Below are 24,018 nucleotides of genomic sequence, written 5' to 3'. Positions count from 1 at the left end.
ACCTGTCGCGGGATGCACCATGTGCATACGAAGCGGTTGAGCCCGTCGCAGCACGGCATACGCCGCTCGTCAACCCCCGAGGTCATTGGTGAGGTTCCGTCGGATCCGCACCTACGATCACATAGAGGGGTGAACGGCATCCACGGGGGATGGGGGCTGCACGATGAGCGAGACCGCGACACGACATCCTTACTCGGTGCTGCACAATCGGTACCGCATCGATTCTTTCGTAGGCAAGGGCGGCATGGCCTCGGTCTATCGAGCCCATGATCAATTGCTCGGCAGAGACGTGGCTGTGAAGCTCTTCGAGCCGGCTCCGGCCAACACCGAGGAACTCGCTCGTCAGCACCACGAGCTGGCCGTGCTGGCCAGCCTCAACCACCCGAGCCTCGTCACCCTGCACGACGCCGGGATCGACCGTACCGACCCCGCGAACCCCCGTCGCTTTCTGGTCATGGAACTCGTCAAGGGCAAGAACCTCAAAGAGGCCCTGGCCGAAGGCCCGATGGTCAGACGCCAGGTCGCGCAGCTCGCCTACGACCTGGCCGAAGGACTCGAGTACGCCCACCACCACGGCGTCGTGCACCGCGACGTCAAGCCTGCGAACATCCTGCTGGCCGAGTACACGGAGCACGGCGTTCGCACCCGGGCCAAGCTCGCCGACTTCGGCATCGCACAGTCGCGCAACGGGCTGCCGGCCAGCGAAGGATCCGCCACAGGAACGGCCGCATACCTCAGCCCGGAGCAGGCGCGGGGCGAGGCCCTCGGGCCGGCGAGCGACGTGTATTCGCTCGGACTCGTTCTTCTCGAATGTCTGAGCGGAGTGCCCTCCTTCACCGGGCCGAAGCTTCAGGCGGCAATGGCGCGCCTCATCGACGACCCCGAGGTTCCCGACGATCTGCCGGTGGATTGGCGCATCCTGCTCACGGGGATGACGTCGCGCTCGGTCGCCGACAGGCCCGCTTTGGGCGAGATCATCCTGTTCTTCCGGCGCGCCTTTCTCACCGACTCCGGGCGGCACAGCGCCCCCGAGGCGGGCGTACTGCCCAGCGACGAAGCGACACGGCTCGCGGCGGTCAGAAGATACGACGTGCTGGACACCCCGCCCGACGGCGCGTTCGACCGGATCACCGCCTTGGCCGCCCGGCTGTTCGACGTGCCCGTCGCCATCGTCAGCATCGTCGACTTCGACCGCATCTGGTTCAAATCGCATCACGGGCTCGAGATCACCGAGATCGGTCGTGACGCGGGTCTGTGCGCGTCCGCGATCCTCGGCGGCGAGCCGTGGGTCGTGGATGATGCCACGTTCGATCCGCGCGCGATGGCGAATCCACTCGTGGCTGGAGAATTCGGGCTGAAGTTCTACGCAGGCGTTCCGCTGACCAGTCGTGACGGCCACAATCTTGGCACGCTCTGCGTGCTCGACTTCGAACCGCGCGAGACGACCTCGTCCGATCTGCAGACCCTGAGCGATCTCGCGGCGATGGTCATGAGCGAACTCGAGTTGCGCCTCGAGCTGCGCCGCGTCTCCGGCGCAGCATCGGTTCAAGCCTAAAAACCCGAAGACGCGTCGTCGAGAAGTGCGATCTCCTGCTCGGTGAGCTCGAGACGCGCGCCCTCGAGTAGATCAGGCAGCTGCGCGCGCGTTCGCGCGCTGGCGATGGGTGCGACGACGGTCGGGCGGGCCAACAACCATGCCAGCGCGACACTCGCGATGGCCACGCCCCGCGCATCCGCAATCGTCGCCAGGGCCGAGACGACGCCCAGACCCTCGTCAGTCAGATAGTCCTTCACGCCAGCGCCTCGACTGCTCTGGTCGAGGTCGGCGGCAGTACGGTACTTGCCGGTCAGGAAGCCGGATGCCAGCCCGAAGTAGGGAAGAACGCCCAACTGCGCGCGTTCGGCGACGGGCGCGAGGTGCTCCTCGAAGTCTGATCGGTGCACGAGGTTGTAATGAGGCTGAAGCGCCACCGGTGCCGCGAAGCCGTTGCGCCTGGCGATGCCGACCCACTCCGACACGCGCTCGGCAGAGAAGTTCGAGATGCCGACGTAGCGGATCTTTCCTGCAGTGACCAGTGCGTCGAACGCGGCCACCGTTTCTTCGAGCGGCGTGTTCTCGTCGTCGTAGTGCGCGTAGTAGAGGTCGATGTAGTCGGTCGCCAGGCGGGCGAGGCTCGCATCAGCTGCCGCTGCGACGTTAGCGGCCGAGAGACCACTGAACTCGGGGTGCTGACTCACCTTGGTCGAGACGACGACGTTCGACCTGTTGCCGCGGTCCGCCATCCACCGGCCGATGATCGACTCCGATTCGCCGCCCGTGTTGCCGGGCACCCACGCCGAGTAGACATCTGCCGTATCGATGAGGTCGCCACCGCCGGCGACGAACGCGTCGAGCACCTCGTGCGACGACGCCTCGTCACTCGTCCACCCGAAGGTGTTTGCGCCCAGAGCGAGCGGAAAAACGGTGAGATCGGATGATCCAATGACAGTCATGGGTGACTCCTTCGGTTTTATATACACACTGTATTATATGAATCGCAAGACTAGGGCGGTCGTGGCGTCTCCGCTGCGTCGCTGATCGTGCCTCACTCTGATTATTCGGAGCTCCAGGGGTGATTCATGAGGTGAAAAATGTATCTCTCGAGATGCGCGCTCTTCCGTTCACGCCGATCCGACGGTATTGGTGAATTCTTGGAAAAGACCTACAGGGCGTCGCGAGTCGAGTCAAGCTCATGCTGCAAAGGATACGTACCGCCTATCATTACTGTCGTGACCGATCCTCGAATCAAAAGAACCCGACTGCACGTCCTCGAGACGACGCGCCGCATGCTCTCCGAGCGAAACGGCGAGACCATCACGCTGAGCAGCCTCGCGAAAGAGGCTGAGGTCTCCCGCCGCACGCTGTACGTGCACTGGGGCACGATCGAGCAGGTCATCAGCGAGGCGGTCAGCCTCGCTCCTGGCTCCGACGGATTCGACCCGGAGGGTCTGTCGACGCGGGAACGCGTCGTGCACTTTCTGACCAGCGTGCGCGACGGCATCCACGAGCCGATCACCAAAGTCGCCCTGACCTCATTGATCAACCACGCAACCCAGGAGGACAAGGCAGTCGCGTCGATGGACGACATGAGCGGCAAGCGCCTCGAGCAGCTGCGCGAGTTGGTCGGACCGGTGTCGATCGAACAGTTTGCCGAGCTCGTGGGCCCCGTCTACTTCAGCGAACTCGTGTTGCACAAGCCCGCCTCCGACGAGCTGATCGAGCGTCTCGCCGATGTGGCCGTCGAGCTGGTCGGGTCGAGCGAGACCGTCGCCGCCAGCTAGGAGCGCGTGCCGACAGGCATGTCCTCATTAATGCGGCTGTCGGGTGCGTCACCCGTCGACCTACGATGATCGAAGCAGGCGTGCCCACTCGTGGCTCTGCATCGAAGGATCGAGGTCGCGGTGATACAGAATCCCCAGTCGCGCACCGACCGCGTTCTTCGCCCCATAGACCAGTTGCACGGGCAGACCCGCCTCGTCACGGCCGCGCTGCTCATCCCGGTTTTCGCCGCCGTCTTCTGGTTCTCCATCCCGCGGGGAACGTGGCCGCGGGTCTTCGTCGCCCTGCTCGTCGTGACCGCGATCTACGCCACGGCCTCGTTCCTCCTGTCGCGCGTGTCGATTCGCCTCGCACACGACTGCGTCTCGGAGCGCGGCTTTTTCACGAGCAACAGAGTCGCGAGCAAGCGCATCGAAAGCGTGCTCATCATCACCGCCTACCGCGGTCAATCGCTCGACACGGTGCTGCAGCTCTTCCTTCTCGATACGAACGGTGAAGCGCTCCTGCGAATGCGAGGGCAGTTCTGGTCATCCGCCAGCATCGAGGCCATGGCATCGGCGTTCGACGTTCCCGTCAAGCGCATCGAGGAGCCGTTGACGCGGGCGGAGTTGCGCCGCGACTTCTCATCGATCCTCTACTGGTTCGAGCGCTGGCCATGGCTCGGCGCAGCGGTCTCGGCCGGCGCGATCGCGGCGCTGTCGCTGGTTCTCATCCTTCTCATGTCCCCCGAGAACCTCGTGGTGCGCTAGGCCGACTCGTCGACGAAGCGCAGGGTCAACGTCAGCGTGTGCCCTTCCTCGTTGTTCGCGTAGATTGCCTCACCTCTCACGCCGGCCAACTCGCCCGTTCCTGACCCGGGAACGATGCTTCCGAAGGAGTGGGCGTCTGCTCCGTCGACCAGACCGCCGTGCTGCACCACGAACGATCCCGACCTGGTTCCCACGACGCCCGTGAAAATCTCGGATGCGAGGTACCCGGCGCCGGCAGGATTGCCCGCCATCAGAAGCCGAGCCACGCTCTGCCCTTCGATGTCTCCGGTGAAGATCTTCGTCACCGTCACCTGGGCCAGTTCGTTGCGCTCCCCCTCATCGCCGTACGGCTGCTGTTCCCAGCCGGCGATCTCGAAGGGGGCGATAATGGGAGCGTCTTCGATCATGAGGCGATCCTAGAGCGTCGGCTGGTCAGCGTCGACGAGCGTTGCCGAAGATTCCGCGCATCACCTCGGTGAGGATCGTCTTCGCGACGGGCGATCCGAGCACCTGCTCTATCGGCGTCTTCGATGTTCTCCGAGACGACGACCCCCGCGTTGTGCGGCGAGGCTGGCTCTGCCTGGCCATCCGGTCGTATTCGGCGTCGATCTTCTTCTGAGCGGCCAAGCGCTCCTTCTCGCTCTTCGCCGCCTGTTCCGCGGCGGCCTCGGCGGCCTCCTTCTGCGCTGCAGCGGCGGATGCGGCGTCGAGCCGACGCGCCAGCATCTCCTTGGCCGAGTCCGGGTCGACCGCGACTCCGTAGCGGGCCAGCAGCGGCGACGCCTGCACCGTGGCCTGCATGTCGGCCGCCGGGGTCGGATCCATCGACCCCTGAGGGGCGCGCATCCGCGTCCACGCGACCGGGGTCGGAGCACCCTTCTCGTTCATCACCGTGACGATCGCCTCGCCGATTGCCAGGCTCTGCAAGACCTCGCCCAGGTCGTATTCACTCACCGGGTAGGTCTGAACGGTCTGCCGCAGAGCCTTGGCATCATCCGGAGTGTGCGCACGAAGCTGGTGCTGCACTCTCGAGCCGAGTTGCGCGAGCACGTCGCCCGGCACGTCCTTCGGGGTCTGGGTGACGAAGAAGATGCCCACGCCCTTCGAACGGATGAGACGCACCGTCTGGGTGATGGCGGCGAGGAAATCCTTCGAAGCGTCGGCGAAGAGGAGATGCGCCTCGTCGAAGAAGAAGACCAGCTTGGGCTTGTCGATGTCTCCGACCTCGGGGAGGTCGTTCATGAGGTCGGCCAGCAGCCACATGAGGAAAGTGGAGAACAGCGCGGGCTTGTCCTGCACACCGGGAACCTCGAGCAGGCTGACGATGCCCCGGCCGTCGGATGCGAGCCGCAGGAAGTCGGCTGTGTCGATTTCTGGTTCACCGAAGAACACATCGGCGCCCTGGTCGGCGAAGGTGATGAGCTCGCGCAGGATCACGCCGACCGTGGCGGGCGCGAGGCCGCCGAGCTCCTTAAGCTCGCCCTTACCCTCGTCGCTCTGCAGGTAGCTCAGAACCGAGCGCAGGTCGGAGAGGTCGACGAGAGGCAGACCCTGCGAGTCGGCGTAGTGGAACACGAGCCCGAGGCTCGACTCCTGCGTCTCGTTGAGACCGAGCACTTTCGACAGCAGCAGCGGTCCGAAACTGGTGATCGTGGCGCGGATCGGCACTCCGGTGCCGAGGCCGCCCAGCGTGAAGTACTCGGTGGGAAACGCGGTCGGCTTCCAGTCCTGCCCGATCCCTCGGGTGCGCACCGCGAGTTTGTCGCTCGACGCGCCCGCCGTGGCGATGCCCGACAGGTCGCCCTTGATGTCTGCCGCGAACACGGGCACGCCCGCCGCGGAGAGCTGCTCGGCGAGGCCCTGCAGCGTCTTCGTCTTTCCTGTTCCGGTGGCGCCGGCGACGAGTCCGTGCCGCGCGATCATGCCGAGGGGAATGCGCACCTGCACATCGGCGAGCGCCTCTCCGTTGACGAGTGCCCCCATCTGCAGGGCCTCGCCTTCGAAGTCGTAGCCCGCGCGAACGGCCTCGACCGCTGCATCACTGAGGGGCCCGGATGCGACGGGCCGGGTGGGCGCCGAAGACCCGGAAGGCGCCGGGTCATCGGCGTCCGCAGCCGCCGCGGCCCCTGCGGACGCCGCCCGCTGCGTCGCCTCGTCGAGAGCGGCCTGAGCCGCATCCGCAGCAGCCTGCGCCGCGGCGGCCGCAGCCCTCGCCTGCGCGAGTGCGGCAGCAGCATCCTGAACAGAACCGTCGGCGTTCGTCATGACCAAACTCTACCCACGCAGCGCGCCTCGGCTTTGTCGATTTCGTGCAGCTGCAGCGCCACCTCGTCGTATAGCGACGAGCTGGCGCCCGGAGTGCACCTTTTCGCGGCCGCCCTTCGACAGGCTCAGGGAACGACGGCCCCGCCCGGGTACGAAGGCCCAGCTCAGTAAACGGCGGCGCCCGCTCAGCGGAGGAGTAGCGGCGGGCGGGTCGCCCACGAGGCGACGAGCTCCTGGCGCACGGTCACTCCCGTTCCCGGCCCCGTGGGAACCCGGAGGCGGCCGTCGACGAGCTCGAAAGGCTCCGTGAGATCTTCCGCGTAGTACCGGCGCGACGCGGAGGTGTCTCCCGGCAGGGTGAATCCGGGCAGTGCGGCGAGAGCGACATTGGCGGCTCTGCCCAATCCCGTCTCGAGCATGCCGCCGACCCACGCGGCGATGTCGCGCCCCGCGCACACATCGTGGATGCGCACCGACTCGAGGTATCCCCCGACCCTGCCCGGCTTCACGTTGATGATCGATGTCGCATCGCGTTCGATCGCGTCGCGCGCGACGGCGGCCGAGGTGATGGACTCGTCGAGGCAGACCGGCGTGTCGATGGCAGCCGCGAGAAGCGCATGAGCCGCGATGTCGTCTTCGACGAAGGGCTGCTCGATGAGCAGCAGCCCGAACTGATCGAGTTGGCGCAGGTGGTCGATGTCGTCGGTCGTGTACGCCGTGTTCGCGTCGACCTGCAGCAGGGCGTCGTCACCGATCAGCGCACGCACGGCGCCCACGGGCTCCAGGTCCCAGCCGGGCCTGATCTTCAACTTGATGCGCCGATATCCCTCCGCAACATAGCCCGAGACCTCGTCGAGCAGCTCGTCGAGAGTCGGCGCGATGCCTACCGAGACACCGCAGTCGACCTCGTCGCGCACGGCGCCGAGGTAACTCCCGAATGAGACTCCGGATGCGCGCAGCTGGGCATCCAGAACGGCCGCCTCGACGGCGGCCTTCGCCATGCGGTGGCCGACCACGAAGCGCAGCCGCGCATCCAGTGTCTCGGCCGTGATGTCGGGCTCGGCCAGAATCGCGGGAGCCAGGTAGTTTTCGATGAGGTGTTCGCACCCCGACACGTACTCGCTCGAATACACGGGGTCGGCTCCCGCCACGCATTCGCCCCACCCCTCGACTCCGTCGGAGGTGACGACGTGCACGAGGAGTACATCGCGTTCGGTCTGCGTTCCGAAGCTCGTCTCGAAGGGCCTGACGAGAGGCATGGCGAGGCGGTGCAGGGTGACGCGCTCGATCTTCATGCGCGCGGCCCGCTCACGAAATGAGTGGAACGAGGCGGTCTTCGAGCCCCCACGCCTGCCCGTAGCCCCCGTCGGACTCGGGAGCCCGCATCAGTTCGAGGAAGGCGCGGGCGTCGAACGCCTCCGGGCCGAGCACACCGACACCCGACCAGGCGCCGGTGCTGAGCAGCTCGAGTCCGATCACAGGGTTCAGCGCCGTCTGCCACACCACGCACTGCGCCTCGTACTCGCGCATCGTCCACTCGTTGTCGGCCACGTGGTAGAGGTAGACCTCGCGCGGGCGACCGTCGACGCCGGTTCCCGTGACCCACAGCCCGGCACAGGTCTTGCCCGTCATGCGCGGGCCGAGGGTCGCCGGGTCGGGCAGTCCGGCAGCGACCACGTCGCGGGGCGCCACCTCGACGGGGCCGGCGGCCGAACGCACTCGCACGGGAACGGTGGAGTCGAGGCCGAGCTGGTGCAGTGTCTTGAGAATGCCGATGAACTCGTTGCCGAGGCCGTATTTGAAGGTCACGCGCTTGGCGTCGACCCAGCGCGGCATCAGCAGGACTTCTTCGTGCTCGACGTTGACGCACTCGACATCGCCGATGCCCTCGGGAAAGGTGAAGATCTCGGGCTCGGAGAACGGCGGCGTGGTGAACCAGCCCCGATCCTTCTCCCAGATCACGGGAGGGTTCAGGCACTCCTCGATCGTGGTCCAGATCGAGAAGCTGGGCGCGAAGATCTCATTGCCGGCCTCGTCGCGCACCACGAGGTTGGCGCCGTCGCGGGTGCCGAGCTCGTCGATCTCCGAGAAGAGGTGATCGGCGGCATAGCGCGCGAACACGTCGCTGAGCCCCGGTTCTACTCCGATGCCCACCAGCGCCAGACGGCCCGCCGTCTCCCAGTCGGCCGCCTGCGCGAACTGGTCGTCGCCGAGCTTCACACCCGTTTCGGAGTGCGGGTCGGTGGGGTGCGGCTCTGAGAGGCTCATCGCCATGTCGAGGTAGTCGGCGCCGGCCGCGAGAGCACCGGCGAAGATCGTGGGCACGAACTTGGGCTCCACAGCATTCATCACGTGGGTGGCGCCGTGCCTCGTGGCGACGTCGGCGACGTTGTCGGGGTCGGATGCGTCGATCGCGTCGACCGCGAATCGGCCGGCGACCTCGCTGCCGTGCTTCGACGCGATCCAGTCGACGGTGCGCTGGGCGCGCGAGACGTCGTAGTCGGTCACCACGATCTGCTCGAAGAACGACCGCCGCGCTGCGATCTTGGCAATGGCGTCACCGACGCCGCCGGCACCGACCAGGAGAATTCTCATGGGTGAACGCTACCCCAGGCTCACCGCGCTCCACGAGACTGCGGGCAGGGTGATCGTGATCACGCCGTCGACGATCTCAGCAGACGTGTTGGGGGTGAGCCCGACACGATTCTGATCGGCCAGGGTGTTCGCCGCGTAGACGTCGTCATCGGCGAGGGTGGATGCCTCGAGCACGCCGAGGTCTCCGAGTGCGGAGATATCGATCGTGACCGTGGCCTCCTCGGTCTCGCTGCGATTCACGAGGAAGACGGCGGCTGTTCCGGCTTCGGCATCGACCGTTGCGACAGCATCGACGGTGGCGACGGTGCCGTACTCCTTCGTCTCGTGCGTGTCGCTCTCGAGCCGCACCTCGAGAACCGTGCCCTGCGCGAGGCGCGAGGTGGCCGCAAAGGGGAAGAACGTGGTCTGGCGCCAGGAGTCTCCTCCCGGCTCGGTCATGATCGGAGCGATCACGTTGACGAGCTGTGCCAGCGACGCCGACTGCACGCGATCGGCATGCTTGAGCAGAGAGATGAGCAGGCTGCCGAACACGACCGCGTCGGCCACGGAATACACGTCTTCGAGCAGGCGCGGTGCGACCGGCCATTCCTCGACATCGGTGATCCTGTCGACCTGCTGGTAGCGGTCGATGTACCAGACGTTCCACTCGTCGAACGAGATGTTGATCTGCTTCGACGACCGCAACTCTGCCTTGACGCTGTCGGCCGTCGCCACGACCGACTCGATGAAGTGATCCATGTTGACGCCGGAGGCGAGGAAGCTCGTGAGGTCTCCCCCGCGCTCCTCGTAGTAGGCGTGGCACGAGATGTAGTCGACGTCTTCGTAGCTGTGCTGAAGTACGGTGCGCTCCCACGATCCGAAGGTGGGCATCTGCGCGCTCGACGATCCGCACACGACCAGCTCGAGGCGCTCGTCGAGCTGGCGCAGGGCCTTCGCCGTCTGGCTCGCGATCTTGCCGTAGTCCTCGGCGTTGCGATGACCGAGCTGCCACGGGCCATCCATCTCGTTGCCGAGGCACCACATCGTGACGCCGAACGGCTCGACCTGACCGTTGGCGATGCGCTGGTCGCTCAGCGTCGATCCCGACCGGATGTTCGTGTACTCGACCAGATCGAGTGCCTCCTCGACACCGCGCGTGCCCAGGTTGATGGCCAGCATCAGCTCGCTGTCGACCTTCTTCAGCCACGACGAGAACTCGTGCAGCCCGATCTGGTTGGTCTCGGTCGAGTGCCAGGCCAGGTCGAGGCGACGAGGTCGGTCTTCTCGCGGGCCGACGCTGTCTTCCCACTTGAACCCCGAGACGAAGTTGCCGCCGGGGTAGCGGATCGTGGTGGTTCCGAGCTCCTTGACCAGATCGATGACGTCGCCCCGGAAGCCCTCGTCGTCGGCCGTCGGGTGGCCGGGCTCGTAGATGCCGTCGTACACGCAGCGTCCGAGATGTTCGACGAACGAGCCGAAGATGCGGCGGTTGATCGCGCCGACAGCGAAGTGAGGATCGAGGATGAGGCGTGCGGTGACCATGGTGTCTCCCGAGTCGAAGGGGGTGAAGAAAGGATTGGTGTGAAGAGATCGGCGATTACTTGAGGGCACCGAGCGAGAGGCCGCCCTGCCAGTACTTCTGCAGCGAGAGGAACGCGATCACGAGCGGAATGATCGAGATGAGCGACCCGACCACGATGAGCGTGTAGAGCGAGGTTCCACCGCCGTTATTGGATGCCGCGAGTGCCTGCCATCCGCCCAGCCCGACGGTGACGGGGTAGAGATTCTGGTCGCTGAGCACCGCGAGAGGGAGGAAGTAGTTGTTCCACGTTCCGACGACCGAGAGCAGCAGAACGGTGACGACAGCGGGGCGCATGAGCGGCAGCGCGACCGTGAGGAAAGTGCGCAGCTCTCCCGAACCGTCGACCCGAGCCGCGTCGAGCAGTTCATCGGGAACGGCGTCTGCCGCGTAGACCCGCATCAGGTACACACCGAACGGGCTCAGCAGCGACGGCAGGATGACCGCCCAGATCGTGTTCGTGAGGTGCAGTTGAGACATGAGCATGAACGTCGGGATCACCAGCGCTGTGAGCGGCACCATCACCGAGCCGAGCAGAACGGCGAACGAGAAGTCTCGCCCCCTGAATGGGAACTTCGCGAAGCCGTAGCCCGCGAGAACCGCCAGGATCGTCGCGCCCACTCCGCCCAACAGGGAATAGAGCGCCGAGTTGCCCAGCCAGCGGAAGTAGATGCCGCCCTTGTAGGTGATCAGCTCCTGGATGTTGGCCAGCAGGTTGAAGTTCTTGTCGAACCACAGGGCGCCGCCCGTGCCCGTGAAGAGTCCTTGCGGGTCTTTGGTGCTGGCAACGAACAGCCACCACAGCGGAAGCAGGAAGTAGATGATCAGGGCCACGAGGAACACGTGCGCCGTGATGTTCGGCCTCTTCTTCGCCGTGGGAATTCTGGTGATGGTCGTCATGACAGTCCTCCCCGGCGCTTGCGGCTGGCGAATAAGAAGATGTACACCGCGATGAAGACCACGATGCCGAGCGAGAACGAGATGGTCGACGCGTAGTTGAACTGCGAGAAGCGGAAGGCGAGATCGAAGGCGTAGATGTTGGGGGTGAAGCTCGACGTGATCGAGCCGTTCGAGATCGGCCTCAGCACCTGCGGCTCCGTGAAGAACTGCAGCGTGCCGATGAGGGCGAAGACCAGGATCAGCGCCATGGCGCTCGAGATCATGGGCACCTTGATGCGGAATGCGATCTGACGTGGCCCGGCGCCGTCGATCCGCGCTGCCTCGTAGATGCTGGGGTCGATGCCCCGCAGCGCCGCATAGATGATGATCATGTAGTAGCCGGCCCACTGCCAGACGACGATGTTGAGCAGCCCGCCGAAGATGTTGCCCGAGCTCAGGATCTCGGGTGCGCTCTGATTGACCACCTTGAACAGGTCGGTGAGGGGCCCGAAAGTCGGGCTGTAAAGAAAGCCCCACATGAGGGTGCCGACCACGGCCGGGATGGCGTAGGGCACGAAGATGGCGAGTCGGGCGAAGCGCGAGAGCCGCGTGGTGAGGGCGTCGAGCACGAGCGCCGCAGCGAGTGAGACGGCCATCTGGATGGGAATGAGGATGACCGCGAAGCGGATCACGAACCAGATGCCGGAGAGGAACTCTGGATCGGTGAATGCCTTGACGTAGTTGCCGGCTCCGGAGAAGGTCGTTCCGGTGGCGAGGCCCTTGGAGAAGAGGCTGAGATAGAACGCGTAGACGAGGGGCGCTACGAGGAAGACGAGGAAGATCACTCCGAACGGAGCGATGAAGAGCCAGCCTATCCAGGGGCGACGCAGATTGCGTCGCCGGGACGGTGCTCTCAGCACGGCGGCGGGGTTGGTCATGTCAGTCCTTCGATCGACTGTGAGGGAAGAGTGGGGCCCTTCGACGGGCTCAGGGAACGGTGTCGTTCCCTGAGCCTGTCGATGGGTGCAGACGTGTTATTTGACGGTGAAGCCCTGTGCCTTGGCGTAGTCGGTCATGGTCTTCTGCAGATCATCGAGCGACTGCGAGCCGGACTTGCTGCCATCGATGATCGAGACCATCGACTTCGTCAGCTCCGAGTAGTAGTACGTCGTGAACGGGCTGTAGGTGTAACCCTCGTACGCGTTCTCCGCCGGAATGTAGACGTCCTTGTTGGCCGTCTGGCCGTTGAAGAACTTGACGGGAGTGGTGGCGAACGCGTCAGACGCGAGCATCTTCTGGTTGAGAGGGAAGATCGTCTGCGTGTCGACGCCATCCTGCAGCTCCTCGTCGGATGCGTACAGCTCCTTGGCGACGGTCGCCGCCAGATCTTTGTCCTTGGCCTGCGTGGTCACGGCGAATGTGGATCCACCCCAGTTCACGGAGACGGGGTTCGCCGGATCCCACTGGGGAAGCGGGGCCGCCTGCCACTGAGCGCCGTCGCCCTCGGTCGAGGCTCCGGCTCCCGTCAGGTATCCGGGAGCCCACGCGGCAGAGACGTACGTGGCGTACGAGCCGTTGGCCAGACCGCCGATGTAGTCGGTGTTGAACTGGTCCTTCGTGTCGACGAGGCCCTTCTTGACGAGGTCCTGCCAATAGTCGGCGACCTTCTTGCTGCCGTCGTCGTTCAGATCGATGCCGATCTTCTGGGGGTCGGCCGACTCGTAATCCCAGGCCTTCTGGCCGTTCTGCGTCATCAGAGCCGTGAACCACGCCGGCACGTTGCTGCCGAAGTCACCCATGAACGGGCCGCCCGCGTCCTTGAGCTGTTGCGCTGCAGCGGCGTATTCGTCCCACGTCGTGGGTACAGTGATGCCGTACTTCGTGAAGATGTCGGCGCGATAGATCATGGCCATAGGGCCGCCGTCGACCGGAATCGCGTAGACGGAGTCGCCGCTCGAGACGTCTTTCCACGCGCCTGCACTGAAGTTCGCCTTCACATCGTCGGCGCCGTGCTCGCTCAGATCGACGAGGGCGTCCTGCAGGATGAAGCCGGGAACGACCTCGGCCTCGAGCATAACGACGTCGGGTGCACCCGTGCCTGCAGCGATCGCTGTCGAGAACTTGGCGTACTCGTCGGCGCCCTGGCCCGCATTCGACCAGCAGACCTGCACGTCGTCGTGCGACTTGTTGAACATGTCCACGACCGTGTTGATGTTCGGGTACCACGCCCACACCGACACCTGAGGGGCGTCTTTGTTGACGATCGTGTTGCTGCACGAGCCTGCGTCGCCGCCGCCGGCGGAGTCTGTGCTGCCGCCTCCTGCACTGACATCGGGCGAGCAGCCAGCGAGAGCGGCCAGGAGAGCGCCAGCGCTCACCACGGCCAGAAGTGATTTGGTCTTCACTGTGAAAGGTTCCCTTCGAAAGAAGAACCGCGACGGTGCTGTCGCGAGTTCGGGTGGGGTGCGTCGTATCCCTAGCGCTGCGATGCAGGCGCTGAAGCGGGAGAGGGGTGGGAGTGTCCGGCGAGAGAGCCTGCCCACAGGGTGCGGCATGTGACCATCAACGAATCCTCCTTGATTCGAGCAATCGATCATGGCGGGTGCCACCACGTCGAATTTCCGTCATTTACAACGTTGTAAAGTAAACGTTGTAAAAGTGATTCTGCACTGCGCTCGGATGAGTGTCAAGTACGGAATTCCCGATGTTCCTCAATTGACACAGAGCGCGTCGATCGGGCGTGCGGGTGGCGCGCACGTCGCGCTCAGCGCCCTGTCAGTTGGCGCTCGACTCTCGCTGCACAACGCGGAACTCGGTCGCGAGATCTCGGGCCGGAGCATCCGAATCGGGATTCTCGATGCGCTCGAGCAGCAGGTCGACCGCGGTCTCGGCGATCTGATCTTTCGAGGGGTCGATCGTCGAGAGCGATGGGATCGAGTACCGGGTCTCATCGATATCGTCGAAGCCGATCACGGCGACGTCGCCCGGAATCTGCAAGCCGGCCTCCTGCATCACGCGCATCGCGCCCAACGCCATGGAGTCGTTGAAGCCCACGAGGCCATCGAAGGCAACGCCCTCGGCGAGAAAGGCCCGCATGGCCTCCGCCCCGTCTTGCCTGTGCCAGCTCATGACCGGAATGACCAGCGCGGGGTCGTACTCGACCCCGCGCTCTGCAAGAGCCTGCCGGTACCCGTCGAGCCTGAGCCCGGCCGAGCCCACCACCTCGCCGGGGTGCGCTCCGAGGGCGGCGACGCGCCTCCTGCCCAACGACAGCAGGTGCTCGGTCGCCGCCCGGGAGCCCTCGGTATTCTGCATGGTCACGTGGTCTTTAGGGCCATGGAAGATGCGGTCGCCGAGCAGCACCATCGGCATGGAGTTATCGAGGTGATGCGCATCCTCCTCTCCCAGTGCGAGCACACTGTAGAGGATTCCGTCGACGAGCTGCATGCGAGGACCGCGAAGGATTTCGAGCTCTTCCTTCTTGCCTCCCGGCATCTGCTCGATGATCACCGACAGCCCTTTGGCCCGCGCAGCTCTCATGACCGCGTCGGCCAGCTCGGCGAAATAGGCGTTGCGCAGATCAGGGATGAGCAGGCTGATGACGCCGGAGCGACCCGAGCGCAGGCTGCGCGCCGACAGATTGGGCTGATAGCCGAGCTCGTCGATCGCGGCCTCGACCTTTTCTCTCGTGGCCGGCCTGATGTGGGGGTAGTCGTTGATGACATTCGAGACGGTCTTGATCGACACGCCCGCCAACCGGGCGACATCATGCAGGGTTATGGCCACGGGTTGAGACTACAACGTTGCAGAAACGCGCACTATCGAGCGCGGGTGAGCACGAAGCCCGCGCAGAGGTGGCGCATATGGCGGCATCCGCGGGCGGGGAAGCCGCCGCTTGTGACATCTCAGGAGGTGCGAGCGTGCCGTAGATGGGTAGTTCCTGCGCTGAGGTGGCACGGATGGCTGCTCCGCGGTGGGCGCAGGTCGCCATGTGAGACATCTCAGGGGGCAGTGGTCTCGCGACGGTGCCGACGCTCGTTCTCTCGGTACAACCGATTGGCGATCGGAGCCCACACGATGACCGCGACACCGGCACCGAGGAGGAGTCCGCCGACGGTATCGCTCAGCCAGTGCGCTCCGAGGTACGTTCGGCTCAGCAACATCAGAATCACATAGACGACGCCGGCGACCCACACCCATGTGCGACGCAGAACGATCGCGAGCACCACCGCCATCGTCGTGGCATTGGCGACGTGTCCGGATGGAAACGACCCGAAGTCGGCGTGCACCAGGATCTGCTCGGGCCGGGCCCGGCCGAAGATGCCCTTCAGAAGCTGAACGAGGCCGGCAGACAGGATCGTCGCGGCGGCGAAGAAGACCGCGGCCCAGAACCGTCGGAAGAGGCAGAGAGCGACGATGATGGCGATCGGAACGATGAACACCCCGATGACGCCGCCCCCGAGGTAGTTCATCGCGAGCGAAGGCACGTCCCACACCGGCGATCGGTGCTCGAGGATCTCGTCCATCCACTCGGTATCGAAGCCCAGAGGGTTGCCGGCGCCGCGCAGCATCACAACGGCGCCGATCAGCACCGCGACGACCAGAACGGCGAACGCGCTCACGAGCGGCCAGAACCTCTGAACAGTGCGGGTCTTCTGGTCTGTGCTCGGCTGCGGGCGCTCAGCGGGAGGGTCGTTCGTCATCACCCGACCGTACCGGCTGCGCCGGAAACCCGCGCAGGGCTTGCGAACGGTGTCAGCCCCCCAGTGCCGGAACGGTCGACGGACGAACGATCAACCACAGCGCGGCGACGGCGACGGCCGCGGTGACCGCCATGACCGCTCCCATCGGAACAGCGCTCGTGATGCCCAGAAAACCGACGATCGGAGAGATGAGCCCCGCGAGGCCGAAGTTCACGGCGCCGAGGAGCGACGCCGCCGTGCCCGCCTCACGCCCGTGCCCGTCGAGGGCGAGCACCTGAACACACGGGAACCCGAATCCGCACGAGGCGATGAAGAACCAGAGCGGGATGAGGATTCCGATCAACCCCGCCCCCGCCGAATCGAGCACAACGATGGCGATGGCGCAGACGAGCATGACCATGGTGGTTCCGGCCAGGATCCACTGGGGAGCCACGTACTTCGTGAGGCGGGCAGACACCTGCGTGCCCGCGGCGATGCCGATGGAGTTGATGGCGAAGAGCAGCCCGTACTGTTGGGGGTCGAGTTTGTACACGAGCTGGAAGAGGAACGACGAGGCCGAGAGGTAGGTGAAGAGGCCGGCGAACGTCATTCCACCGATCACTGCCACACCGATGAAGATGCGGTCGGTGAGAACGGATTTGTAGCGCTGGCGCAGCGTCGAATGCCCGCCGTCGCGCGGACGATCCTTGGGCAGAGTCTCGACGATCCAGAGCCACACGGCGACCACCACGAGCACGCCGTAGATGGCGAGCGCCCAGAAGATTCCTCGCCAGTCGGTGAAGCGCAGCATCTGCGATCCGATGAGCGGGGCGAGCAGGGGCGCGAGGGTCGTGATGAGCGCCAGGCGCGACAGCATGCGAACCAAGGGGCGTCCGCCGAACAGGTCGCGCACCATGGCCATGGCGACGACGCCGCCGGCCGCGGCACCCGCACCCTGCAGAACACGGAAGATGCCGAGCGTCACGATCTCTGGCGCGAGCGCGGCGCCGACGCAGGCCACGATATGCAGCAGCGTCGCGACGATCAAGGGAATCCGCCGCCCGACCTTGTCGCTCCACGGGCCGACGACCAACTGGCCGAGGGCGAACCCGATCGTCGTACCCGTGAGGGTCAACTGGATCGCTCCCGCCGACACCCCCAGGTCTTCTTCGAGGATGGGGAACGCAGGCAGGTAGAGGTCGATCGTGAGCGGCCCCAACGCGGTGAGCCCGCCGAGCAGCAGAACATAGACGAGGCGCTGGCGGCGCGACAACGAGTCGCCCGCGTGGACGACGGTGATGGAGTCGGTGGTCACAGGATTCCTTGAGCACATCGGTGCAGTGGACGAATGACAACAACCTTACCGAATCGATTCGACTCGTGATTCGGATTCGTCACGGATCCGCACGAGACCGCCGATTCGGTGTCGTCAGTAGCGCTCGGCGAGGGTGGCGCCGGCCACCTGCAGCCAGTACTCCGCTTCGGCCTGGGCGGCTTCTGCGGAGCCTGCGAGCACAGTGAGCGAGAGCGTGTCTGCGAACTGCTCGGTGGGCGCCGAGATCCGGCCCGCGACGAGTTCGACCCTCGCTGCTCCTGAGCTCGCCGCCGCCAGCACCGCCGACACGGCCTTGCCCGCCGCCGATTGTGAGTCGAAGCTCCCCTCGCCTGTGACGACGGCGTCGCATGACGCGATCGCCGCGGGCAGTCCGCAGACGTCGGCCACACCGGTCGACCCGGGTACGAGCCGCGCACCCCACGCGAGTAGACCGAATCCCACCCCGCCGGCGGCGCCGGCACCCGGATGCGTCGGGTCGGCGACCGCACGGCGGGCGGCGGGTGCTGAGCGCGAGACCGCTCGATCAAGGGTCGCGAGACCCGCCTCGAGCACGTGCACCGCCTCGTCTGTCGCCGCCCCCTTCTGCGGACCGTAGATCTCAGCCGCACCGCTCGCTCCGAGCAGGGGATTCGTCACGTCGCACAGCACGTCGACGCCGCCCGGAGGCAGCGGCCTCAGAGCGTGGAGGTCGGCGATCACGAGGTCATGCAGCCCACGGTTCCCGGCGCGCACGGACCGACCCGTCGCATCCAGAAACCGGGCGCCGAGCTCGTCGAGAACACCCACGCCGCCGTCGGTCGACGAGCTGCCGCCGATGGCGAGCACCAGGCGGCGCACCCCGGCATCGAGCGCGGCGACGATCGCCTGGCCGAATCCGCGGGAATGCGCGTCATGAGGGCGACGCTCACTCAGCAGCGTGATGCCGCTGGTGTTCGCCAGCTCGACCACGCCCGTGCCGTCGGCGAGCAGCAGCCAGCTCGCGTCGACGGGCCGGTCGTCGGGCCCGATCACGCTGACTGGCAAACGTGTCGACCCCGGCACCGCGGCCTCGAAGGCGTCGAGCGTACCCTCGCCGCCATCGGCCATCGGCTTCAGCACCAGCGTGTCGAGTGGGCGAACGGAGGCCCAGCCGCGGGCCATCGCAGACGCGGCGTGCCTCGCGGTCGCCGAGCCCTTGAAGGAGTCCGGTGCGAACACGATCGTCGACGGCGCGGTCATACCCGCCACGGTAGCCGGTGGCCCGCTACCCGAGCACCCCGGCGGGGTCGGCGAGCACGGGCGCGAAGGCGAGTTCGGCCGCTCCGACCATCAGGAGGCGAGTGCGCAGCTGCGCACGCTCCACCGTCACCTCGTCTCCGAGCGACCCGAACGATGCGCGGCGGATTCCCGCCTGCAACCGCTCTGGATTCGCCGCGAACAACGACCCGAGGAACCCGCCGAGAATGATCGACGAGGGGTTGAAGATCGACACGAAGTTGCCGAGCGCTGTGCCCAGCACATCGAGCTGACGGTCGATCTCGGCGCGCACGGCGTCGTCGGCCGCAGCGATCAGCATGCGGTCGAACTCCTCGCCGTCGACGGGCGCGGTGCCCAGCACCTCGAGCAGCCGGGCCAGATTGACCTCGGTCTCGAGGCATCCGCTCTTTCCACAGAAGCAGGTGACCCCGTCGCTGTTGACGAGCGTGTGGCCGAGCTCGCCCGCGTAGCCCTGAGCGCCGCGCAGGGCGTTGCCCGCCACCAGCACGCTCCCGCCGATCCCCGAGGTCGAGCCGTTGAGATAGACGATGTCTTCGACACCGCGTCCGGCACCGAACAGGCTCTCCGCCACCAGTCCGAGCTGGGCGTCATTCGCCGCGAAAGCCGGGATGCCGAGAGCCTCGGCGATCGGCTCGGCCAGGGGCTGGTCGTTCCAGAGCAGGTGGGGCGCCAGAGTGACGACGCCGTCGGAGCTGCGCACCAGACCGGGCACAGCGATCCCCACGCCCACGATGTGCTGGTCGTCGGCGAGACCGGCGACGAGACCGGCCACCTCGCGCTGCACGATGGCGACGGTCTCGTCGAGGCCCGGTGTCCGCGTCGTCTCATGGCGCACGCGCGTGAGCACTCGCCCGCCCAACTGCACGAGGCCGATGGTGACGGCGTCGAGGTCGGGGTTGACCGCCACGGCGAGGAGGCGATCGGTGAGATGCACGAAGGGGCTGGGCCTGCCGACCGTGCCCGGGTCGGTCTGCTGGGTCTCGTAGACCAGGCCCAGATCACCCAACTCACTCACCAGCGCGGCGATCGTCGAGCGATTCAGGCCCGTTGCACGGGTGAGCTCTGCTCGGGTGCGAGAACCGCCGTGGTGCAGCAGCGTGAGCACGGTCGAGAGGTTGTGCCGCCGCGCCTGGTCATTGCTGTTGCCGACCCGGCTGAGCGGGGCGGGCTGCTCGACGCTCACGTGCTCCCCTTCGCCGACTGCGGCTGGGCGCTGCTGTCTCGTCTATTCTGACTCACCCGCGAGGCTGACCTGCCCGCCCGGCGGCCCCGCGAGCGAAGCCGGCGGGGTCGTCGAGCAGACCGGCGAACGCGAGCTCGGCCGCGCCGACCATGATGATGCGCGACCGCAGGCTCGCCTTCTCGATGACCACGCTGTGACCCATGCTGCTCATGGAACGCAGGCGAACGGCATCCGCCAGTCTTTCTCGCCCGACGCTGAGCAGCGACGCGAGGAACCCGCCGAGGATCACGATCTCGGGGTCGAACATATTCACGAAGTTCGAGATGGCCTCGGAGAGCATGTCGATCTGACGCTGCACCTCACGCATGACCTTCGGGTCTCGGGAGACGCCGAGCGCTATCTCGAGCTCGTCTTGGTCCGCCCGGGCCAGCTTGAGCACGGCGAGCAGCCGACTGAGGCTCACCTCGGTCTCGAGACACCCGGTGCGGCCACAGTGACAGCGCGAGCCCATGTTGTTCACCAGAGTGTGGCCGAGCTCGCCCGCGTAGCCGCTCGTTCCGCGCAGCGGCGAGCCGCCGATGATCAGCCCGCCGCCGATGCCGCTCGCGCTGCCGTTGAGGTAGACGAGATCGTCCATGCCTCGAGCGATGCCGAACAGGCTCTCGGCGATGGCACCGAGGCTCGCGTCGTTGCCGGCGAAGACCGGGTAGTCCAATGCCTTGGTGAGCGCAGCGGCGAGGGAGGCATCTCGCCATCCCAGGTGCGGGGCGATGAGCACCCGGCCGTCTTTGGAGTTCACCAGGCCCGGAACCGCCACGCCCACGCCGGCGACTCTGAAGCTGGATTCGATCTCGCCGCGCATGCCGTCGACGATCGCCTTGACGACGTTGACCGTCTCGTGCACCGTCGGCACTCGCACGGTGTCGTACCGGATGCGACGAATCACCTCGCCGCCGAGTCCCACGATGCAGACCGTGATCGCATCGACGTCGGGATAGACGGCGAGCGCCACGATCGCGGGGTTCGGGAACACCTGCACGCTCGGTCGTCCGACCCGTCCGGAGACCGACTCGGGCTCGCCCTCGAAGGCGAGCCCGAGCTCGACCAGCTCGGCTACCAGAGCGCCCACCGTGGAGCGGTTCAGCCCCATTCGCCGCGTGATCTCTGCCCTCGAGCAACCGCCCGAGTGGTGGATGAGCGTCATGACCATCGACAGGTTGTAGCGCCTGAGCTGGTCGTTGCTCGACCCTCCCCTACTGCCGAGGGCGAGTAATGCCGTACTCAATCGACATCACTCTCCCCTCGTGGTCTCGATATGCGGACTCCGGATCAGCGGCCGCCCGCGCGCCGCTTGTTGAAGATATCGAATGCGACGGCCAACAGCAGAACGAAGCCCTTGATGGCCATCTGCCAGGCGGCATCGACAGACAGGATCGACAGGCCCATGTTGAGGACACCCATCACGAGACCACCGATGACGGCGCCCACGACAGTTCCCACGCCACCCTGCACCGCCGCGCCTCCGATGAAGACGGCCGCGATGGCATCCAGTTCGTAGTTCTGACCCGCCGAGGCGACGGCACCGCCGGCGCGGGCGGTCGAGACGACACCGGCGAGGCCGGCGAGAATGCCCATGTTCACGAAGATGAGGAAGTTGACCCGCTTGGTCTTGACACCGCTCATGACGGCGGCGAACAGGTTGCCACCCATGGCGTACACGTGACGACCGAACACCGAGCGGTTGAGCAGGAAGGTGTAGAGCAGGATCAGCACGGCGAGGATGATCAGGATGATCGGGGTTCCGCTGTAGTCGGAGAGCAGCCAGGTGAAGGCGAGGATCGCGATCGCGGCGATGCCGTTCTTAATCCAGAACGACACCATGGGCTCGCGGGGCAGGTCGAGCTTGCGCAGCGTGGCCCGCGAGCGCAGGCCCTGGGCCAGCAGCACGACGACGGTCAGGACTCCGAGCACGAGGGTGAGCACGTCGCGGCCGGCGACCTCGCCGAACCAGGAGGGAAGCCATCCCGCACCGATGGCGGTGAATTCGGCGGGAAGACCCGAGATCGTTCCACCCGTGAGCAGCACGAGGGTGAGCCCTCGGAAGATGAGCATGCCCGCGAGAGTCACGATGAAGGCGGGTATGCCCACGTAGGCGACCCAGAAGCCCTGCCAAGCACCGACCACCGCTCCCACGACCAGCGCGAGGATCACGGCGGCCCACCACGGGAAGCCCCACGAATTCATGCTGATCGCAGAGACCGCGCCGACCATCGCGACGACCGAACCGACCGAGAGGTCGATGTGGCCCGCGATGATCACGATCACCATGCCGATCGCGAGGATCAAGACATAGGCGTTCTGCTGGATCAGGTTGTTCACGTTGCCGGGCAGCAGGAGGCGGCCGTTCGTCATGATCTGGAACAGGATGACGATGACCGCGAGGGCCGCCAGGATGCCGTACTGCCTGAAGTTGATGGAGAGCTTGGGTATGCGCCGTTTGACCGGCGCCTGCGGCGTGAGGGTGGGAGGGGGAGTTGTGGTGCTCATCGGGGGTCAGTCCTTTCCCGCGGTCATGTACTGCATGAGGGTTTCTTGGGACGCGTTCTCGCGGGAAACCTCACCGGTGAGTTTTCCCTCCGAGATCGCGTAGATTCGGTCGGCCAGTCCGAGAAGCTCGGGCAACTCGCTCGAGATCACGACCACGGCCTTGCCCTGGGCCGCAAGCTCGTTGATGATGCCGTAGATCTCGTACTTCGCGCCCACGTCAATGCCGCGGGTGGGCTCGTCGAGGATCAGCACGTCGGGGCCGGCGAAGATCCACTTCGACAGCACGACTTTCTGCTGGTTTCCGCCCGAAAGCTTGCCCGTGATCGAGGCCACGCTGGGCGCCTTGATGTTCATCTTCTCGCGATAGGAGTCGGCCACCTTGTACTCGCGGTGGGAGTCGACGACGCCCGCTTGGGCGAGCTTGCCGAGGGCGGCAGCCGACACGTTCACCTGGATGTCGCCGATGAGGTTGAGGCCGTACTTCTTGCGATCCTCCGTGGCATAGGCGAATCCGTTGTGGATCGCCTCGTCGACGGTGCGGTTCTGGATCTCGACGCCGTTCTTGAAGATGCGCCCCGAGATGTTGGTTCCGTACGAGCGGCCGAAGATGCTCATGGCCAGCTCGGTGCGACCCGCGCCCATGAGGCCCGCGAAGCCCACGATCTCTCCGGCGCGAACAGTGAAGGATGCCCCGTCGACCACGAGTCGCGACGTGTCGACCGGGTGATAGACGGTCCAGTCTTCGACTCGGAGCACCTCTTCTCCGATGTTGGAGTCGCGCGGCGGGAACAGGCTGTTGAGATCGCGGCCGACCATGGCGCGGATGATGTGCGCCTCGGTCGCGTCGGGCCCGTCCATCGGAATGGTCTCGATCGTCTTGCCGTCGCGGATCACCGTGACGGTGTCTGCGATTCTCTTGATCTCCTTCAGCTTGTGACTGATGATGATGCATGTGATGCCCTGCATGCGCAGGTGGTCGATCAGGCTGAGCAGATGGGCCGAGTCCTCGTCGTTCAGCGCCGCGGTGGGCTCATCGAGGATGAGCAGCTTCACCCGCTTCGACAGCGCCTTGGCGATCTCGACGAGCTGCTGCTTACCCACGCCGAGTTCGAGGATCTTGGTCGCGGGGTTCTCGTCGAGGCCCACCCGGGCCAGCAGCAGGGCGGCCTCACGGTTGGTCTTGTTCCAGTCGATCACACCCCGGCTCGAGAGTTCGTTGCCCAGAAAGATGTTCTCGGCGATCGACAGATAGGGGCTCAGGGCGAGCTCCTGGTGGATGATCACGATGCCTTCGTGCTCGCTGTCGTTGATAGTTCTGAAGGCCACCTCGTGGCCCTCGAACTCGATCGAGCCGCCGAAGCTGCCCGCGGGATACACCCCGGAGAGCACCTTCATCAGGGTCGACTTGCCTGCGCCGTTCTCGCCGCAGATCGCGTGGACCTCGCCGCGCCGCACGGTGATCGAGACGCCGTCGAGCGCCTTCACTCCACTGAAGTCCTTGACGATGTCGTTCATGCGCAGAATCACGTCGTGCTGCTGCACGTCGTCGCTCACGCTGTCCTGGATGCTCATCGGGCTCCCTCCATTTCACATCTGTATGAGTTCGCCGGCGCCGGGCCGACGGAGAAGGTCGGCCCCGCCACTGTGG

At 65.8% G+C, this 24,018-nt stretch carries 20 protein-coding genes; 3 read left to right on the top strand and 17 right to left on the bottom strand.

Features of this window, described 5'->3' with window-relative positions; genetic code table 11:
- The first annotated feature begins 196 nt into the window (after nt 1–196).
- Nucleotides 197–1,555, top strand: coding sequence for a protein kinase (locus CCK87_RS01545; RefSeq protein WP_249273656.1), 1,359 nt, complete (start codon nt 197–199; stop codon nt 1,553–1,555).
- Here the strand turns inward: CCK87_RS01545 and CCK87_RS01540 are convergent.
- The gene (locus CCK87_RS01540) at nt 1,552–2,493 is read right to left on the bottom strand and encodes an aldo/keto reductase (RefSeq protein ID WP_086459759.1); all 942 of its coding nucleotides are present in this window, start codon (nt 2,491–2,493) and stop codon (nt 1,552–1,554) included. The two genes, CCK87_RS01545 and CCK87_RS01540, sit on opposite strands and share 4 nt — an antisense overlap.
- 276 nt (nt 2,494–2,769) lie before the next feature.
- On the opposite strand from CCK87_RS01540, the gene CCK87_RS01535 reads away from it, so the two are divergent.
- Both CCK87_RS01535 and CCK87_RS01530 read left to right on the top strand, forming a co-directional pair.
- Nucleotides 2,770–3,321, top strand: coding sequence for a TetR/AcrR family transcriptional regulator (locus CCK87_RS01535; RefSeq protein WP_170927104.1), 552 nt, complete (start codon nt 2,770–2,772; stop codon nt 3,319–3,321).
- Nucleotides 3,322–3,441: 120 nt separating this feature from the next.
- On the top strand, nt 3,442–4,068 hold the full coding sequence (locus CCK87_RS01530) for a hypothetical protein (protein WP_140162738.1): 627 nt from the start codon (nt 3,442–3,444) through the stop codon (nt 4,066–4,068).
- On the opposite strand, the gene CCK87_RS01525 is transcribed toward CCK87_RS01530, so the two are convergent.
- The 16 genes from CCK87_RS01525 to mmsA all read right to left on the bottom strand — a co-directional run bounded on the left by CCK87_RS01525 (nt 4,065) and on the right by mmsA (nt 23,942).
- Entirely contained in the window at nt 4,065–4,475 is a 411-nt protein-coding gene (locus tag CCK87_RS01525) for a DUF3224 domain-containing protein (RefSeq protein ID WP_086459756.1), read from the bottom strand. The genes CCK87_RS01530 and CCK87_RS01525 overlap by 4 nt on opposite strands.
- 25 nt (nt 4,476–4,500) lie before the next feature.
- Entirely contained in the window at nt 4,501–6,333 is a 1,833-nt protein-coding gene (locus CCK87_RS01520; protein WP_086459755.1) for a helicase HerA-like domain-containing protein, read from the bottom strand.
- 185 nt (nt 6,334–6,518) lie between these two features.
- Entirely contained in the window at nt 6,519–7,628 is a 1,110-nt protein-coding gene (menC, locus tag CCK87_RS01515; RefSeq protein ID WP_086459754.1) for an o-succinylbenzoate synthase, read from the bottom strand.
- A 13-nt stretch (nt 7,629–7,641) separates the two neighbouring features.
- Nucleotides 7,642–8,928, bottom strand: a complete 1,287-nt coding sequence (locus CCK87_RS01510; RefSeq protein ID WP_086459753.1) for a saccharopine dehydrogenase C-terminal domain-containing protein — start codon at nt 8,926–8,928, stop codon at nt 7,642–7,644.
- 9 nt (nt 8,929–8,937) lie between these two features.
- Nucleotides 8,938–10,449: an alpha-N-arabinofuranosidase gene (locus CCK87_RS01505; protein WP_086459752.1), complete on the bottom strand. Its 1,512-nt coding sequence runs from the start codon at nt 10,447–10,449 to the stop codon at nt 8,938–8,940.
- A 55-nt stretch (nt 10,450–10,504) separates the two neighbouring features.
- On the bottom strand, nt 10,505–11,386 hold the full coding sequence (locus tag CCK87_RS01500) for a carbohydrate ABC transporter permease (RefSeq protein WP_086459751.1): 882 nt from the start codon (nt 11,384–11,386) through the stop codon (nt 10,505–10,507).
- A complete protein-coding gene (locus CCK87_RS01495) occupies nt 11,383–12,303 on the bottom strand; it encodes a sugar ABC transporter permease (RefSeq protein ID WP_055775933.1) in 921 nt (306 codons plus the stop codon). Before CCK87_RS01495 ends, CCK87_RS01500 begins: the two co-directional genes overlap by 4 nt.
- 96 nt (nt 12,304–12,399) lie before the next feature.
- Nucleotides 12,400–13,770, bottom strand: a complete 1,371-nt coding sequence (locus CCK87_RS01490) for an extracellular solute-binding protein (protein ID WP_212638175.1) — start codon at nt 13,768–13,770, stop codon at nt 12,400–12,402.
- 370 nt (nt 13,771–14,140) lie between these two features.
- Nucleotides 14,141–15,151, bottom strand: coding sequence for a LacI family DNA-binding transcriptional regulator (locus CCK87_RS01485; protein WP_086459749.1), 1,011 nt, complete (start codon nt 15,149–15,151; stop codon nt 14,141–14,143).
- 215 nt (nt 15,152–15,366) lie between these two features.
- A complete protein-coding gene (locus tag CCK87_RS01480; RefSeq protein WP_086459748.1) occupies nt 15,367–16,068 on the bottom strand; it encodes a phosphatase PAP2 family protein in 702 nt (233 codons plus the stop codon).
- 52 nt (nt 16,069–16,120) lie between these two features.
- The gene (locus tag CCK87_RS01475) at nt 16,121–17,380 is read right to left on the bottom strand and encodes a multidrug effflux MFS transporter (protein WP_086459747.1); all 1,260 of its coding nucleotides are present in this window, start codon (nt 17,378–17,380) and stop codon (nt 16,121–16,123) included.
- A gap of 96 nt (nt 17,381–17,476) precedes the next feature.
- Nucleotides 17,477–18,601, bottom strand: coding sequence for a glycerate kinase (locus CCK87_RS01470; RefSeq protein ID WP_086459746.1), 1,125 nt, complete (start codon nt 18,599–18,601; stop codon nt 17,477–17,479).
- A 25-nt stretch (nt 18,602–18,626) separates the two neighbouring features.
- Nucleotides 18,627–19,823, bottom strand: coding sequence for an ROK family transcriptional regulator (locus CCK87_RS01465; RefSeq protein WP_086459745.1), 1,197 nt, complete (start codon nt 19,821–19,823; stop codon nt 18,627–18,629).
- A 52-nt stretch (nt 19,824–19,875) separates the two neighbouring features.
- The gene (locus CCK87_RS01460; protein ID WP_249273655.1) at nt 19,876–21,108 is read right to left on the bottom strand and encodes an ROK family transcriptional regulator; all 1,233 of its coding nucleotides are present in this window, start codon (nt 21,106–21,108) and stop codon (nt 19,876–19,878) included.
- A 44-nt stretch (nt 21,109–21,152) separates the two neighbouring features.
- The gene (gene mmsB, locus CCK87_RS01455) at nt 21,153–22,370 is read right to left on the bottom strand and encodes a multiple monosaccharide ABC transporter permease (RefSeq protein ID WP_086459743.1); all 1,218 of its coding nucleotides are present in this window, start codon (nt 22,368–22,370) and stop codon (nt 21,153–21,155) included.
- Between the two features lie 6 nt (nt 22,371–22,376).
- Complete coding sequence (gene mmsA / locus CCK87_RS01450; RefSeq protein ID WP_086459742.1) at nt 22,377–23,942, bottom strand: multiple monosaccharide ABC transporter ATP-binding protein; 1,566 nt, start codon at nt 23,940–23,942, stop codon at nt 22,377–22,379.
- Nucleotides 23,943–24,018: the final 76 nt, after the last annotated feature.

It is taken from the genome of Agreia sp. VKM Ac-1783 (assembly GCF_900177765.1).
In the GTDB taxonomy this organism is placed as follows: Bacteria; Actinomycetota; Actinomycetes; order Actinomycetales; family Microbacteriaceae; genus Agreia.
Note: the sequence above shows the minus strand (reverse complement) of the source record. Positions and strands in the feature narration are given on the sequence as shown.

Excerpts from the sequence above, each read along its gene's own strand:
- CCK87_RS01540 (WP_086459759.1), bottom strand. The coding sequence starts at position 2,493 with ATGACTGTCATTGGATCATCCGATCTCACCGTTTTTCCGCTCGCTCTG.
- CCK87_RS01525 (WP_086459756.1), bottom strand. The coding sequence starts at position 4,475 with ATGATCGAAGACGCTCCCATTATCGCCCCCTTCGAGATCGCCGGCTGG.
- CCK87_RS01520 (WP_086459755.1), bottom strand. The coding sequence starts at position 6,333 with ATGACGAACGCCGACGGTTCTGTTCAGGATGCTGCTGCCGCACTCGCG.
- menC (WP_086459754.1), bottom strand. The coding sequence starts at position 7,628 with ATGAAGATCGAGCGCGTCACCCTGCACCGCCTCGCCATGCCTCTCGTC.
- CCK87_RS01510 (WP_086459753.1), bottom strand. The coding sequence starts at position 8,928 with ATGAGAATTCTCCTGGTCGGTGCCGGCGGCGTCGGTGACGCCATTGCC.
- CCK87_RS01505 (WP_086459752.1), bottom strand. The coding sequence starts at position 10,449 with ATGGTCACCGCACGCCTCATCCTCGATCCTCACTTCGCTGTCGGCGCG.
- CCK87_RS01500 (WP_086459751.1), bottom strand. The coding sequence starts at position 11,386 with ATGACGACCATCACCAGAATTCCCACGGCGAAGAAGAGGCCGAACATC.
- CCK87_RS01495 (WP_055775933.1), bottom strand. The coding sequence starts at position 12,303 with ATGACCAACCCCGCCGCCGTGCTGAGAGCACCGTCCCGGCGACGCAAT.
- CCK87_RS01480 (WP_086459748.1), bottom strand. The coding sequence starts at position 16,068 with ATGACGAACGACCCTCCCGCTGAGCGCCCGCAGCCGAGCACAGACCAG.
- CCK87_RS01475 (WP_086459747.1), bottom strand. The coding sequence starts at position 17,380 with ATGTGCTCAAGGAATCCTGTGACCACCGACTCCATCACCGTCGTCCAC.
- CCK87_RS01470 (WP_086459746.1), bottom strand. The coding sequence starts at position 18,601 with ATGACCGCGCCGTCGACGATCGTGTTCGCACCGGACTCCTTCAAGGGC.
- mmsB (WP_086459743.1), bottom strand. The coding sequence starts at position 22,370 with ATGAGCACCACAACTCCCCCTCCCACCCTCACGCCGCAGGCGCCGGTC.
- mmsA (WP_086459742.1), bottom strand. The coding sequence starts at position 23,942 with ATGAGCATCCAGGACAGCGTGAGCGACGACGTGCAGCAGCACGACGTG.